Here is a 14,792-nt window from a genome sequence, read left to right on the forward strand (position 1 = left end):
AGCACATAAGATCTGTTGTATTAGTGTAATTTTGGTGAAAATATTACAATGATTTTAGAAATACTTAAAGCTGTGAATAATATTTTAATTCGCCCTTTGTTTATAATAGTAAATTGTCTGTTTTTTTTATCTTTGCAAGCGAATTTGAAAAATCCAATAAATGGCTGATAATAAAAAAATTAAGACTGCTCTGGTTTCAGTCTTTCACAAAGAAAATTTAGATAAGATTGTTACAAAACTAAACGACTTGGGTGTTAAGATTTTAAGTACAGGTGGTACAAAAAGTTTTATCGAGTCGTTGGGTGTTGAGGTTACTGCAGTTGAAAGTTTAACCGGTTACCCGTCGATTTTGGGCGGACGCGTAAAAACGTTGCATCCAAAAGTGTTTGGCGGAATTTTATCACGTCGCGACAACCAGGGCGATGTAAGCCAGTTAACAGAATACGAAATCCCGGAGATCGACCTTGTAATTGTTGATCTGTATCCGTTTGAGGATACTGTGGCCTCGGGAGCCGAAGAACAAGATATTATTGAAAAAATAGATATAGGCGGAATTTCATTGATTCGTGCAGCTGCGAAAAACTTTAAAGATGTGGTGATCGTTCCTTCGCAAAACGAATATCAGCCACTTCTTGAAAAACTGGAAGCCAACAATGGCGAATTTAGTTTGGAAGAGCGTAAGTGGTTTGCCGGAAAAGCATTTGGTGTTTCGTCGCATTACGATGCTGCAATTTTTAGCTATTTCAACGAAGGTGTTGATGCCGGAACAGATCGCATTAGCCTGAACGATGGCGATGTTTTACGTTACGGAGAAAATCCACACCAGGCAGCTACATTCTTTAAATTCAATAACGTTGCTGAAGGTGCAGGCCTTGCCGATGCTCAGGTACTGCAGGGAAAAGCCTTATCATACAACAATATGCTGGATGCCGACGCAGCCTGGAAATCAGCCAGCGATGCATATCACTCGGTTACACACCTTGAAAACAAAGTGGCCGTTTCGGTTATTAAACACCTAAATCCTTGTGGTTTAGCAGTAACCGACAACATTATGGAATCGTTGGAACTGGCCTGGGCCGGTGACCCAATCAGCGCATTTGGTGGTATCATTTGTTTTACAGAAACCGTTACCCAGGAAGTTGCTGAATGGTTTGGTAAAAAATTCATCGAAATTATTATCGCTCCTGCATATACCGACGAGGCACTGGAGGTTTTAGCCAAGAAGAAAAATCTTCGTGTTTTGGTAACGCCGGTTCGCCCAATGGTGGCAGGAGAAAAATTATACCGTTCGATTAGCGGTGGTATGCTGGTTCAGGATGAAGACGAAGGTTTGGATACTGAATTCAGAACAGTAACCAAAAAAGAATTTGAAGCTTCAAAAATGAATCTGGCCAAATTCGGATCAATCGCTTGTAAACATTTAAAAAGTAATGCTATTGCCGTTGTAACCGAGGCTGAAAACGGAGCGTTCTGGTTAACCGGAGCAGGAATGGGACAGCCAAACCGTTTGGATAGTTTGCGCTACCTTACCATGCCGCGTTTCGACCTGAAAGGTGGATTGGATATCGAAAAATCAGTATTGATTTCCGATGCTTTCTTCCCGTTCCGCGACAGCATTGAGGCAGCCAACGAATACGGCGTAAAATACATCATCGAGCCGGGTGGTAGCATCCGCGATGAAGAAGTGATTGAAGCTTGTAACGAATTTGGCATTGCCATGGCATTTACAGGCCGCAGACATTTCAGACATTAATAAATAAAATTATCTTTATAGCACTAGATACAAAGCAAATTAATTTATGGGCTTATTTTCATTTTTAACGCAGGAGATAGCAATTGACCTTGGAACGGCCAATACTATTATCATCCATAATGATAAAATTGTAGTGGACGAACCTTCGATTGTAGCCATCGATCTGAAAACCGAAAAGATGGTTGCCATTGGAGAAAAAGCCAGGCAAATGCAAGGGAAGACGCACGCAAATTTAAAGACAATCAGGCCGTTACGCGATGGTGTAATTGCCGACTTTAACGCTGCGGAGCAAATGATCAGGGGGATGATTAAAATGATTAACCCGAAGTCGAGGATGTTTTCTCCGGCTTTAAAAATGGTAATTTGTATCCCTTCAGGAAGTACCGAAGTTGAAATTCGTGCGGTACGCGACTCTTCGGAACATGCCGGCGGACGCGAGGTTTACATGGTTTACGAACCGCTGGCCGCTGCAATTGGTATCGGTTTAGATGTGGAAGCTCCTGAAGGAAACATGGTGGTAGATATAGGTGGTGGTACTACCGAGATTGCGGTTATCTCTCTCGGTGGTATTGTTACCAACAAATCAATCCGTATTGCCGGTGACGATCTTACTGCCGACATTATGGAATATATGCGTCATCAACACAATATTAAAATTGGTGAACGTACAGCAGAGGAAATTAAAATTCATGTTGGTTCGGCTTTATCACAGCTAAAAGAACCACCACCGGATTATGTAGTTCAGGGGCCAAACCAAATGACTGCATTACCAATTGAGGTGCCCGTTTCGTACCAGGAAATTGCACATTGCTTGGAAAAATCGATCTCGAAAATTGAAACTGCGGTGTTGAGTGCTTTGGAGCAAACACCACCTGAATTGTATGCCGATATTGTGGTTAAAGGAATTTGGCTGGCAGGCGGTGGTGCCTTGTTAAAAGGCCTTGACAAACGACTGACCGACAAAATTGGTATTCCGTTCCACATTGCAGAAGATCCGTTACGTGCGGTGGTAAGAGGTACCGGTATTGCCCTGAAAAATGTTGAAAACTTCTCATTCCTTATCCGATAACAGAAAGTTAAAAATATAAATGCGCAGTCTCCTTCGATTCCTGGTAAGAAATTTTGCGTTTCTACTGTTTCTTTTTTTAGAAGCGGTTTCGTTGGTGCTGGTATTTAATTACAATAGTTTTCAGCGGTCCCGTTTTCTGAATTCGGCCAATTATATTTCGGCCAGTTTTTACAATGCCACAAGTTCGGTATTTCAGTATTTCGAACTGGCACGCGTAAATAAAGAGCTGGCAAACGAAAATGCTTATCTTCGGTCGGTGCTCGATGAAGGTACATTGGAGGAAATATCAGTATCAGATTCGATAATAACTACGTTTGAACTGCCCGATTCAAATTTTGTGTTCAGGGCAGCGCGTATTATTAATAATTCGGCCAATAAGCAGCAGAATTATATTACCCTCAATAAAGGTCTCGAAGACGGAATAAAAGCCGATCAGGGGATTCTTTCGCCCCAAGGAGTGGTTGGGGTGGTTACCAGTGTTTCAAACTCCTATGCGTCGGGTTTGTCGTTGCTTAATCCGCGATGGAGCATTTCAGCTAAGCTCAAAAACTCGGGCTGTTATGGTTCGTTGCGCTGGGGCGGACAGAATTACCGTCAGGCCGATTTGCTCGAAATTCCAATTCATGTAAATCTGGCTAAAGGAGATACGGTGGTAACGAGTGGTTATTCATCCATTTTCCCTGAAGGATTACTGATTGGTACGATTTTATCGTTTGATAAACCACAGGGCGAAAATTACTACAATATAAAAGTGAAGCTGGCTGTCGATTTTAAATCGATTCGTTATGTGCATGTAATCGAGAATGTAAAAAACGAAGAGTTAAAAGCTCTGGAGAATGAAGTATTAGATGGGGCGGGAAATAATTAAATATGCAATAATGTTTATCGTGCTTGTGCTTACGCAAGTACTGTTTTTAAACCAGGTGCAGGTTAGTGGGTTTGTAAATCCATATATCTACATCTTGTTTATTATGCTGCTTCCCGTAAATACACAACGGTATGTGCTTCTTTTGTGCGGATTTTTCATCGGCCTCAGTATCGATATCTTCTCCAATACTCTGGGTGTTCATGCTTTTGCCTCGGTGTTTATTGCTTTTTTGCGTCCGCCTATCATCAGGTCTATTACCAGCCGCGAAGAGGACATGGCAGATTACCCGGGATTGGCTCAAAACGGTTTGGGCTGGTTTCTGTATTACACGGCAGTAATGGTGTTCCTGCATCATTTGGCACTATTCTTTGTCGAAGTATTTACTTTCGCTGATATTTTAGGAACCTTATATCGTATTGTTTTAAGTTCCTTGTTTTCAATTTTTGTTATAGTTTTAAGCCAGTTTATTGTATTTCGCGATTAACAGAAGTCGAAAGAAGGGTATTTAATTTGAATTTTTAGATAGAATGGCAGCTTTTTGTTGCTGGTAGTCAGAACTTATTACAGGCAGGTAATACATGAACAATTTGTCGAAACGAAGTTATATTGTCGCAGCCATTTTTGTTGTGGTTGGATTGATCTATATTATCAATCTGTTCCGCTTACAGGTAATGGATTCTGATTACAAACAATCAGCTACTAACCAGGTTTTGCGCGAAATTGTTCAATATCCGGCACGCGGACTGGTGTACGACCGTAATGGCGAGTTGCTGGTGTACAATACAACGGCCTACGATCTGATGATTACACCACGCGAAGTAGGCGAATTCGATACCCTTTTACTTTGTAATTTACTTGATATTACCCGCCCAGATCTTGAAGAGGGAATTGCCAAAGCCAAAAATTATTCAAGCTATAAACCATCGGTTTTAATCAAACAGATATCGCCTGAAAGTTTTGCCTTGTTACAGGAACAGCTGTATAAGTTTAAAGGGTTTCACTCGCAAACCAGAACATTACGTGAATATTCATACCCGGTTGCAGCCCACGTTTTAGGTTACGTAGGCGAAGTTAATGCTTCCGACATAAAAAGAGATACCTACTATAAATCGGGCGACTATATTGGGCAAAGTGGGGTCGAAAGAACCTACGAAAAGCAGCTTCGAGGCGTAAAAGGTGTGAAAAAAATAATGGTTGACGTGCACAACCGCAACCAGGGCTCATACCTGAACGGAGCAGAAGATAAACCGGCCGAAATTGGTAAAAATCTTGTATCGACACTTGATATTGATTTGCAGCTTTATGCCGAAGAACTTTTTCAGAATAAAAAAGGTGCTGTAGTAGCGATTGAACCCAAAACAGGCGAAATTCTAGCTATGCTGAGTGCCCCGACTTACGATCCGGGTTTGCTTGTGGGGCGGGTTCGGGGAAAAAACTTTAGCCAGCTGCAAAACGATACCTTAATGCCTTTGTTTGATCGCTCGTTGCAAGCGCGTTATCCGCCGGGGTCGACATTTAAACCTTTCAACATTTTAATTGGTTTGCAGGAAGGTGCAATCAACAATGCCACGAGGGTTGTTTGTAACGGCAAGGCTTCCAGTCCAATTAAGTGTACTCATAATCATATTTCGCCGGCCAGTGTTATCGATGCGGTGCGCGAATCGTGTAACCCGTTTTTGTGGAATACCTTCCGAAGTACGATCAATAAATATCCAACCACAGCTGTCGGTTTTCATGTGTGGAGTGAGTATGTAAAACGTTTTGGCCTCGGGCAAAGAGTAAGTACCGAGTTTTATAACGAAAATCCGGGACTGCGACCAACTGTAGAATATTACAATAGGGTGCATAAGGGAGATTGGTGGCAGGCAATCACTGTACGTTCGCTGGCAATCGGGCAGGGCGAGTTGGGAACGACTCCTCTGCAAATGGCCAATCTGGCAGCTATTCTGGCCAACAGAGGCTACTATTATCAACCGCACGTTATTAAGGAAGTTGAGAATGATACGGTGCGAAGTAGTTTTTCTATTAAACACGAAACCGGAATTGACGCTCAATATTTCGAGCCGGTTTTTGAAGGTATGCGACAGGTTACCATTGCGCGTTTAAACCGTTCTGTTCCCGGAATCAGTTACTGTGGAAAAACGGGAACCATTGAAAATAACCAGGGGATTGATCATGGAGCGTATATGGCATTTGCACCGGCAGATGATCCGAAGATTGCGCTTTGTGTGTATGTGGAGCACAGTAAATGGGGAGCAAGTTATGCCGCGCCTATTGCCAGTTTACTGATTGAAAAATACCTGAATGACAGCATTGCCGATAACAGGCTTATTTACGAAAAACAAATGATGGAAGCTGTTTTAACAGATCCGCATAACCCGGAATTAGCAGATTAATGCCAAGAAGAAATAACATATTAGCAAATATTGACTGGTTAACCGTTGGCCTGTATGTACTGATGCTGTTTTTAGGCTGGTTTAATATTTATGCTGCTTTGTACAGCGACGAGCATCAGAGTATTTTAGATATTACTCAACAATACGGAAAACAGCTGATGTGGATCGGAGCAGCTTTTGTTTTGGCCTTAATAATTATGTTGTTGGAGGTTAACTTTTATGTTTTTTTCTCCTATATCATTTATGGCGTATTAATGCTGTTGCTATTGCTGGTACCGTTTATAGGGAAGGAGATTAATGGTGCCCGGTCCTGGTTTGAGATTGGTCCTGTTCTGTTTCAGCCCGCCGAGTTTACTAAGTCGGCAACAGCTTTGGCCCTGGCCCGTTACATGAGCACACATGGTTTTAAACTACAAACAACAAAATCGTTACTAACCATAGCGGCAATAATATTGGGTCCTGTGGTTTTAATCTTGTTGCAAAACGATACCGGTTCTGCATTGGTTTACTTTTCGTTTGTTCTGGTGTTATATCGCGAAGGCTTATCGGGAGTGGTGCTTTTCTTCGGAACTTTAGTGGCTCTTCTTTTTGTTTTGGCCCTGGTATTGGCCAATCTCACCCTTGCACTTATTATGGTGGGAGTGGCTTTACTAATGTTTCTGATTTTTAATCCAAAGCTCAAACAGTTTTTAAATGTTACCATTATTTATGCCTTGTCCATCGGTTTTTTTATTCTTTTAAGTTTTGTGATAAACACATTGTTCGGCCTGGCACAATTTATACTTTCCGGAGCCGTAGTCGGCTCAATAATTGTATTGTACCATAGTGTTCGGAATAAGTTTTCGAATTATACAAAGATTGCAATTGTATTTATTGGTTCCATCTTATTCACCATTTCGGTTGATTATGGTTTCGAGAATTTTTTGGAGCCTCACCACAAGGCACGGATAAACGAGTTGCTGGGAATTGAGTCGAATCCGCAGGGTGCCGGCTACCACGTAAACCAAAGCAAAATTGCCATCGGTTCAGGAGGAATGTGGGGAAAAGGCTATCTTCAAGGTACACAAACCAAGTTCGATTTTGTACCTGAACAGAGTACCGATTTTATATTTTGTACTGTTGGCGAAGAGTGGGGGTTTGCAGGAACCCTGACTATAATTTTGCTTTTTTTGTTCTTCTTTATGCGCCTTGTCTGGCTTGCCGAGCGACAGCGGTCAACATTCTCGCGTATATACGGTTATTCGGTGGCCGTGATCCTCTTTTTTCACTTTATGGTAAACATTGGAATGACCATTGGTATGATGCCCGTTATTGGCATACCACTTCCGTTTTTTAGTTATGGTGGTTCTTCGTTGTGGTCGTTTACAATTTTGTTGTTCACATTTATTCGGCTGGATGCCAGTCGTTTAGAAAAACTTTCTGACTAGCAATTTGGTCACTTCTTAAGATTCTATAAAACATTTTTTTACTACCCCCATTTTTATACCTTTGTGGGGCTTTAAAAAAATCGGAAGAATTTCTTTGCTGAAATTCATCAAAAAAGGGAAAAACAGACAGTAAAAATTAATATAGTTCTTTAATATCCTATGGGAGGAAGAACCGCAGATTTATTCGAGTAGCGAGTACTTAGAGTTGTGCGTTCAATTTTGCAGATCGACTTGCATGCGATCCCATTAAAAATTTTAATGAGATGATTTATAGACCTTATTCTCTTCATAACTTTAGGCAAATTCCGCAGATGGAGTTTCTTTCGGAAGAACAGAAACTGGAAATAGAAGTTGTTGGAACGGTTTTGCCTTTTAAAACTGATAATTATGTAGTTGATGAGTTGATCGACTGGAATAATTTTGAACGCGATCCGTTTTTTATTCTCAATTTTCCGCAACGAGAAATGCTTGATAAAGCCAGTTTTAATAAAATGGCTTCGTTAATAACAAGTAACGCTCCACGAAAAACCATTCAGGAAGAAGTTAATAAAATCAGGCTAAAACTAAATCCAAACCCTGCCGGACAGGAAAGTAACGTGCCGGTTTTTAATGGTAAAAAGCTAAGTGGCATTCAGCATAAATACCGCGAAACCATGTTGTTTTTTCCAACCCAGGGACAAACCTGCCACGCTTATTGTACATTTTGTTTTCGTTGGCCGCAGTTTGCGCTAAACGACTTTAAATTTGCCATGAAAGAGGCGGATACGTTGGTAGAATATATAAAAGCCAACCCGCACATTAGCGACGTATTGTTTACCGGTGGCGATCCGGCAGTGATGAAAACCAAATTTTTCGAAGCCTACTTCAACGCTTTGCTCGATGCCGATATTCCGCACCTGCGTAATATACGTATCGGAACAAAATCGTTGGCTTACTGGCCCTATCGTTATACAACCGACGAGGATGCTGATGATTTATTACGTTTGTTTGAGAAAGTGAAAAAGCGCGGAATCAACATCGCGCTGATGGCTCACTTTAATCATCCGGGAGAATTAAAAACAGAGGCTGTTCAGAAGGCTGTAAAACGACTGATAAGTGCCGGCGTACAGATTCGTTCGCAATCGCCATTATTGCATCATATAAACGATAATAGCAACGTATGGGCCGAAAACTGGAGAGAACAGGTTAAACTGGGAATCATTCCATATTACATGTTTATCGCACGCAATACAGGTGCTCAGGATTATTTTGCGGTTACGCTCGACAGGGCCTGGAAAATTTTCAAAAGTGCGTATAACCAGGTTAGTGGCGTTTGCCGCACGGTTAAAGGGCCCAGCATGTCGTGCAACCCGGGGAAAGTGCAAATTGTTGGTGTTAGCGAAGTTGCAGGAGAAAAAGTATTTGTGTTGAACTTTTTGCAGGGGCGCGATCCAAGTTGGGTAGGTCGTCCGTTTTTTGCCAAATATGATCCGGATGCCATTTGGCTAAATGATTTAAAACCGGCTTTTGGCGAGTCGAATTTCTTTTACGAACAAGCCTTCCTTGAATTACTTGCATAAAAACTATTACCATTCATAGCCCGGTCATCAGATCGGGTTTTTTAATTTCAATGCCTTGCTTTTCTGAAACAAAATCAAGAAGATCAGTAAAAAAGGCCGCGAAATTTATTTCCAGTTCCATGTAATTTTTCAGTAGTATTCGTTCAACTTCTTCTGATTTGGATGGAAGGCTGGAATGCTTTCCCATAATTTTTAACGACTGGATAATCCCATCAACAGAAGCATACGAAACCAAACGTTTGTGTTGAATAAGGAAGGGCAGAAATCCCTGAACTCTCAAAGGCAGCGTACTAAAGTGGCTGAGTAAAATGGCATGAACCCGTTTGGCAAAAACCGGCAGGCGAAGTGTGGAATACTGGCTCCAGTTTTTTGCGAGAAAATGATCGTAGATAAAGTCAACTACGATTCCCGAGTACAATCCAAATTCGGGGCGAAACAGCAAGCGGGCTTCCCGTTGCAACGGGTGCGCGTCGGTAAACGAATCGATTTGCCGATGAAGCAAAATGCCCTTGGCAATTTCGTCTTCATACTGCAGGTATTTATTGCCTTTTATGTAATCGCCAATAAAATTGCCAACCAGCATTTTTTCCGATTCGCCCGAAAGATGGAGATGTGCTAAATAGTTCATTGTAAAGAAACAAACGCGTTAATGTAAAAATTGTTTTTTTGCTTCATTTTTTTTGCGCGTAAAAACTGCTCATTATCAACTGATTAATCTGTTTTTGCTTTTAAATTGAAAAAGAGACACATACTGACTTTTGATAGCGTTTTATTAATTTTTACATTTGCATCCGAAAGTAAGGTTATGGCTAAAAAAATAGTTGCATTTGGAGAGCTTGTCTGGGACATTTTACCTAATGGTAAAGTGCTGGGCGGAACGCCATCTAATTTCGTATTTCGGTGTAACTCACTGGGCGAAAAAGGCTACTTACTTTCGCGTGTTGGCGACGATGAACTGGGGATGGAGGCCATTGATACGCTTATAAAACTCGGTATTTCAGATAAAAATGTTCAGCTCGATCCTGTATTTAAAACCGGAACAGTTGAAGTGAGTTTTAACGAAAACGACGAAGCGGTTTATAAAGTGGCAAACGATGTGGCTTTTGATCATATCGAGTTTTCGGCCGAAGCCCTGAAATTGGTTCGCAAAGCCGATTGTTTGGTGTTTGGATTGTTGCCGCAACGTTTTGGCCTCTCGAAAAATACATTACGTGAGCTTATTAAAGAATCGCCCGATTCGCTGCACTTTTTCGATCTCAAGCTGTTCGAACACTTTTTCAGTAGAAAGGTTGTAAAACGTTTACTGAAAGCTGCCAATGTAGTGCGCATAAAAGAAAAGGAAATCGAATTTTTGGCCGATAAACTTGAAATTGAATATACCGGAGTTGAAGATTTTGCCCGGAAATTGTCTGAAATATTCAAAATCGACATTGTAATTATCACACGTGGCAGCACAGGTGTTTTAGCACTACACGCCACCGAGGGATTATTTTTTGAACCGGGTTATAATTTAAAAGCAATTGATAATGTTGGATCAGGGATGGCTTTTGCCGCCGGATTCTTGCATTACTATCTGAACGGAAAACCCGTTGACGAAGCTCTGAAATTCGGGAATGCTGTTGGAGCATTAAATACTACAAAAATGGGAGCAACCAGCGCGTTCACAAAAGAAGACGTGCTTGAGTTCATGAAAAATACCAGTCAGCACTAGCCTGTGCTATAGTTTTTTTATCAATTATCCTATATTCTTAAACATCTGTTTTTTAGTAACAAAAGCCCTGTGTTTTTTGTTTAATATAAAAAAGCTACAGGATGAAAGTTACAGCAAAAGAAATTACCAAAGCATTACTCACTCGACTGTGGGTTATGTATCTCGATCGTGTTTCGTATGCCCGGGAATATCAGCGCCTGGTTAACGAGAAGGGAGGTAGCGTGGTAAACGATCACATTGCCTTTCGAACATTTAACACGCACACCGGAGAACAGCCGGAAGGAATAAGAGCAATAAAACACATCATTTCCTGCCTGGAGTATGTTCCGGTTGAAAAATATAATTTCAAGAAGAAAAAACTGAACGCCGTTCATTTTGAACATCCCGATCCGATGTTCCCTAAACTATTTGTGAGCCAGTTGGAGGTGGAAGAATTACCCGAATGGGTCCAGCAAATTATAAAGAACACAGTAAAAGAAACGCCTTATTTATTATCGGATGAGAGTATCGGGTTATTGGCAACTTTAAAAGCTAAAGGGGAATTACCCCGGGTGGCAGGAGAAATGTTGGTGAAAGATTTAGCGCAATATTTCAGAAGACCATGGAAAGTTCCGCGTAAAGATGATGTTTTAAAAGTAAATGATGTGTCGCAGTACGCGGCCTGGGTGCTGCTGCATGGTAACGCGGTGAATCATTTTACCGCTTTTGTAAACTATCAGAACGTTAGTGAGTGGCCCGATCTGGAAACAACCTGTAAGGGATTGGCCGATGCCGGGATACCCATGAAAGAAGCACTTGAAGGAGAAAAGGGAAGTAAATTGCAGCAATCGGCAACGTTGGCTGTAAAAGAAGAAGTAGAGGTTAAGGGCGAAGATGGAATAGAAAAAATGCCCTGGACCTATGCCTACTACGAATTAGCAGAAAGAGGTTTAGTGATTGAAAATGGAGAGGAGAAGTTATTCTCAGGATTCCTGGGAGACCAGGCGAGGCACCTGTTCGACATGACCAGGACAAGGGATAACTAGAGTAATGGAGAAGAAAATGGAAAGGGAAGCTAATCGCTTCCCTTTTTTATATTAATAAACTTCCGGTACGTATGTCATTTCATCCAGCGGCGGGCGTATATAACCTTTTCTTTCCTGTCGTTCAGGAAGTACAATTTCCGGTTGTTCCAGTTCCTTGTATGGGATTGATGATAATAAGTGATGGATGCAATTCAGCCTGGCTCGTTTTTTATCGTCGGCATCAACCATTAACCACGGGCTTATTTTTGTGTCGGTGTAAGCAAACATTTCATCTTTGGCTTTCGAATATTCTTCAAATTTCTCCATCGATTTAATGTCCATCGGGCTCAGTTTCCATCTTTTGGTTGGTTCGTTTAACCGCGCTCTGAATCTTTTTTCCTGTTCATCCTGGCTTACCGAGAACCAGTATTTTATCAGAATAATTCCCGAACGGATTAGCATGCGTTCGAAATTTGGGCACGAGCGAAGAAACTCCCAGTATTCTTCGTTGGTACAAAAGCCCATTACTTTCTCAACGCCTGCCCGGTTGTACCAGCTACGGTCGAACAAAACCATTTCGCCGGCGGCAGGAAGATGCGGAGCATAACGCTGAAAATACCATTGTGTTTTTTCGCGTTCGGTTGGAGTTCCCAGCGCAACAACGCGGCAAATACGCGGGTTTAATGTTTGAATAATGCGTTTTATCGTACCACCTTTTCCGGCAGCGTCGCGCCCTTCAAAAATCACTACCACTTTAAGTCCTTTAAACTTTATCCATTCCTGCAGACGTACCAATTCAACCTGCAATCTGTTGAGTTCGTTTTCGTAAAATTTTTTGGAGAGCTTTTTCCCTTTCTTCGTATGTTTTTCGTCCTTATTTTCCATAGCAGCCCGGATTTAATCGTTCATTTAAAGGTAAACAAAATGAAGTTAAAATCAAGTCAGCTCAATTAAACGAGCAGATAGGCGCCAAATCCGGTGGAGTTTGTAAAGGCCGTAAGCGGGAAAAATCCGGAAACAATCTTTTGATCGTCAAGAACAAGCGGATGGTCGTGGCTCATTTGTTGGCAGAAATCAGCAAATGGCATTTTTGGATTGAAAAACATGCGGAAGCATCCTTTTTTTGATGGAGCAACAAATTTTTCGAGGTAGAGCGAAAGCAATCCCATGTTGTGCCGCACATTAATTTCCAAACAGGGATTTATTTTAAGTGCCCCCGTTTTATCTCTAAAAATTAGGGTGTCGACACCAAAATAGCCTTCGTAGTTTTCAGCTAATTTACTTTTCCCGATCTCGTCTTTCAGCGCAGGGATGATCAGCGTTGACATTTCTTTAGCAAAGTCTTTTACCTCCTCGTCCAGATCATCAGGTAGCCCGTTCAGGCTGTTTCCCAGGTATTGCCCTTTCTTGTCGGCCGAAAAATTACTGGTTCCCAAATAGTGAATTACTCCGGCCTTTAATTCAAACTGAAAAGCAAGATCGAGCTCTTTATTTTGAAATGCTTCCACAATTGCGTACCCCTGTTCTTTTACAATACCGAGTAGTTTTTCCCAAACTTTATCATGTATTGGTTGCTTGGTAATCGGTTGTAATCCGCGTCCTGAACTGCTCCATGGGGCTTTCACCATAAGTTTATCCCACTTTGCCAAAAGCGTTTCTATCTGGTGCTGCGTTTCACAAATTTCGGTAATTTCGTTTTTCCCGATAAAACTGGCCGACGGATGTTTGTGTGTCAGTTGTCGTAAAATCTGCAAGGCAAATTTCTTAGAGTAAAGTTCGCGGTTTTCCGCTTTCCACATAAACACCGGGGAGAATTTAAATTCATGGTCACAAAGCGGTTTAAAACTTTCCAAACGTTTATGTACGGCAGGGCTCCAGCCCCACGGTTGGAGTTTGCAAATTTGTTCAGGCGGGTTATTTTTTAGCTTTTTTTCTGTAGCAAAAACAGGGGGTGTAACTCCTATTTTTTGCAGGTGTTCATAAAATTCGGTTGCAGGAATTTCAGGAACAATCACCACATCGTTTTCAGCAGCAAAATAAAGGGGGAGGGTAGCCAGGTCGGCTTCCATTTTTTGCAGAATTTTATTCGGGTGCCACGAGGCATTACCATTCGCCACCGCATATTCGCAAGTGGGATTAAATAAATAAATATTAGGATGTACCGGTTTCTGCATGGCGCGAATTTATACAAAAAAACGGACTGATAATTCAGCCCGTTTTTACTATTTGTTACTAAGTGTATTCTAAATTTCCTCCAGTACCGGGCTTAGAATTACTTTGTCGCCTTCCTGAAGTCCGCTTTCTATCAGCACAAATTCTTCATTCTCAAAACCGGTGGTTACCGGAGTTTTTTCCGTCTCTCCATGTTTTGACAGGTAAACAAAATCCTCGCCATTTTCGCTAATAACTGCTTTTAGCGGAACAAACAAAGCTTCCTCTTTTTGGGCAAGAATTATTTCATTATTGCTCGACATGGCAGGCTTTAACCCGTCGTTTGACTCGTCGAGATGAATAAGCACTTTAAAAACTTTCATGTCGAAATCTTTATGGTCTTCACCAACACGTGCAATCGAATTTATTTTACCACTGATTATCACTCCTTCAAGGGCGTCAAACGAAACTCTTACTTTATCGCCCACTTTTATCTTCGATATATCAATTTCTTTTATATAGGTTTCCGAAATTACTTCCGACATATCGGGCAAGGTGGCAATCGGAGGTCCGTTCGACCAGGTTGAAATATCGCCGTCTTTACTGTATTTTGTGCCATCCCAGTTTTCGCCAAAAATTACAATACCATCTTCAGGAGCAAAAATACGCGCCGCTTGCATAGCCTGTTGAAATTTTTCTATTTTCTCCTGGCTGCGTTTTACCCTTTCTTCTGTTCGGGCCACGCCCATTTTTAACTTATTTTGTTCAAGTTGGTAATCGCGCTTCTTTTTGGCAATTGTATTTTCCGCTTTTTTATAAGTCATTTGAGCTTTGCGCTGGTAGGCAGCCGATTC

13 protein-coding genes are annotated in these 14,792 nt (G+C 41.5%); 9 read left to right on the top strand and 4 right to left on the bottom strand.

Annotated features, from left to right (window positions below; translation table 11 throughout):
• Window positions 1-160 precede the first annotated feature (160 nt).
• The 7 genes from purH (at window position 161) to ABZB17_RS05530 (ending at window position 9,072) form a co-directional block, all read left to right on the top strand.
• Entirely contained in the window at window positions 161-1,753 is a 1,593-nt protein-coding gene (gene purH, locus ABZB17_RS05500) for a bifunctional phosphoribosylaminoimidazolecarboxamide formyltransferase/IMP cyclohydrolase (RefSeq protein ID WP_372648464.1), read from the top strand.
• 46 nt (window positions 1,754-1,799) lie between these two features.
• Window positions 1,800-2,822 (top strand): rod shape-determining protein, encoded by a 1,023-nt coding sequence (locus tag ABZB17_RS05505; protein WP_038558434.1) that lies wholly within the window; start codon window positions 1,800-1,802, stop codon window positions 2,820-2,822.
• Window positions 2,823-2,841: 19 nt separating this feature from the next.
• Window positions 2,842-3,690 carry a rod shape-determining protein MreC gene (gene mreC, locus ABZB17_RS05510; protein ID WP_372648465.1) on the top strand — a complete coding sequence of 283 codons (849 nt, stop codon included), beginning with the start codon at window positions 2,842-2,844 and terminating at the stop codon, window positions 3,688-3,690.
• Window positions 3,691-3,700: 10 nt separating this feature from the next.
• A complete protein-coding gene (gene mreD, locus ABZB17_RS05515) occupies window positions 3,701-4,174 on the top strand; it encodes a rod shape-determining protein MreD (RefSeq protein WP_372648466.1) in 474 nt (157 codons plus the stop codon).
• A 94-nt stretch (window positions 4,175-4,268) separates the two neighbouring features.
• Entirely contained in the window at window positions 4,269-6,086 is a 1,818-nt protein-coding gene (gene mrdA / locus ABZB17_RS05520; protein ID WP_372648467.1) for a penicillin-binding protein 2, read from the top strand.
• On the top strand, window positions 6,086-7,513 hold the full coding sequence (rodA, locus tag ABZB17_RS05525; RefSeq protein WP_372648468.1) for a rod shape-determining protein RodA: 1,428 nt from the start codon (window positions 6,086-6,088) through the stop codon (window positions 7,511-7,513). Before mrdA ends, rodA begins: the two co-directional genes overlap by 1 nt.
• Before the next feature lie 263 nt (window positions 7,514-7,776).
• Window positions 7,777-9,072 carry a KamA family radical SAM protein gene (locus ABZB17_RS05530; protein ID WP_372648469.1) on the top strand — a complete coding sequence of 432 codons (1,296 nt, stop codon included), beginning with the start codon at window positions 7,777-7,779 and terminating at the stop codon, window positions 9,070-9,072.
• Window positions 9,073-9,085: 13 nt separating this feature from the next.
• Here the strand turns inward: ABZB17_RS05530 and ABZB17_RS05535 are convergent, their stop codons facing one another.
• Complete coding sequence (locus ABZB17_RS05535; RefSeq protein ID WP_372648470.1) at window positions 9,086-9,700, bottom strand: ACP phosphodiesterase; 615 nt, start codon at window positions 9,698-9,700, stop codon at window positions 9,086-9,088.
• Between the two features lie 177 nt (window positions 9,701-9,877).
• On the opposite strand from ABZB17_RS05535, the gene ABZB17_RS05540 reads away from it, so the two are divergent.
• Window positions 9,878-10,783: a carbohydrate kinase family protein gene (locus ABZB17_RS05540; protein WP_372648471.1), complete on the top strand. Its 906-nt coding sequence runs from the start codon at window positions 9,878-9,880 to the stop codon at window positions 10,781-10,783.
• Between the two features lie 101 nt (window positions 10,784-10,884).
• Complete coding sequence (locus tag ABZB17_RS05545) at window positions 10,885-11,808, top strand: DUF1338 domain-containing protein (RefSeq protein WP_372648472.1); 924 nt, start codon at window positions 10,885-10,887, stop codon at window positions 11,806-11,808.
• 51 nt (window positions 11,809-11,859) lie between these two features.
• Here ABZB17_RS05545 and ppk2 read toward each other — a convergent pair whose 3' ends face one another.
• The 3 genes from ppk2 to ABZB17_RS05560 form a co-directional block, all read right to left on the bottom strand.
• Entirely contained in the window at window positions 11,860-12,672 is an 813-nt protein-coding gene (gene ppk2, locus ABZB17_RS05550; RefSeq protein ID WP_372648473.1) for a polyphosphate kinase 2, read from the bottom strand.
• A gap of 65 nt (window positions 12,673-12,737) precedes the next feature.
• Window positions 12,738-13,961 carry a hypothetical protein gene (locus tag ABZB17_RS05555; protein WP_372648474.1) on the bottom strand — a complete coding sequence of 408 codons (1,224 nt, stop codon included), beginning with the start codon at window positions 13,959-13,961 and terminating at the stop codon, window positions 12,738-12,740.
• A gap of 69 nt (window positions 13,962-14,030) precedes the next feature.
• A partial coding sequence (locus ABZB17_RS05560) for an efflux RND transporter periplasmic adaptor subunit (RefSeq protein WP_372648475.1) occupies window positions 14,031-14,792 on the bottom strand: 762 nt, incomplete at its 5' end.

The sequence above is a fragment of the Draconibacterium sp. genome, from assembly GCF_041583095.1.
Lineage (GTDB): Bacteria > Bacteroidota > Bacteroidia > Bacteroidales > Prolixibacteraceae > Draconibacterium.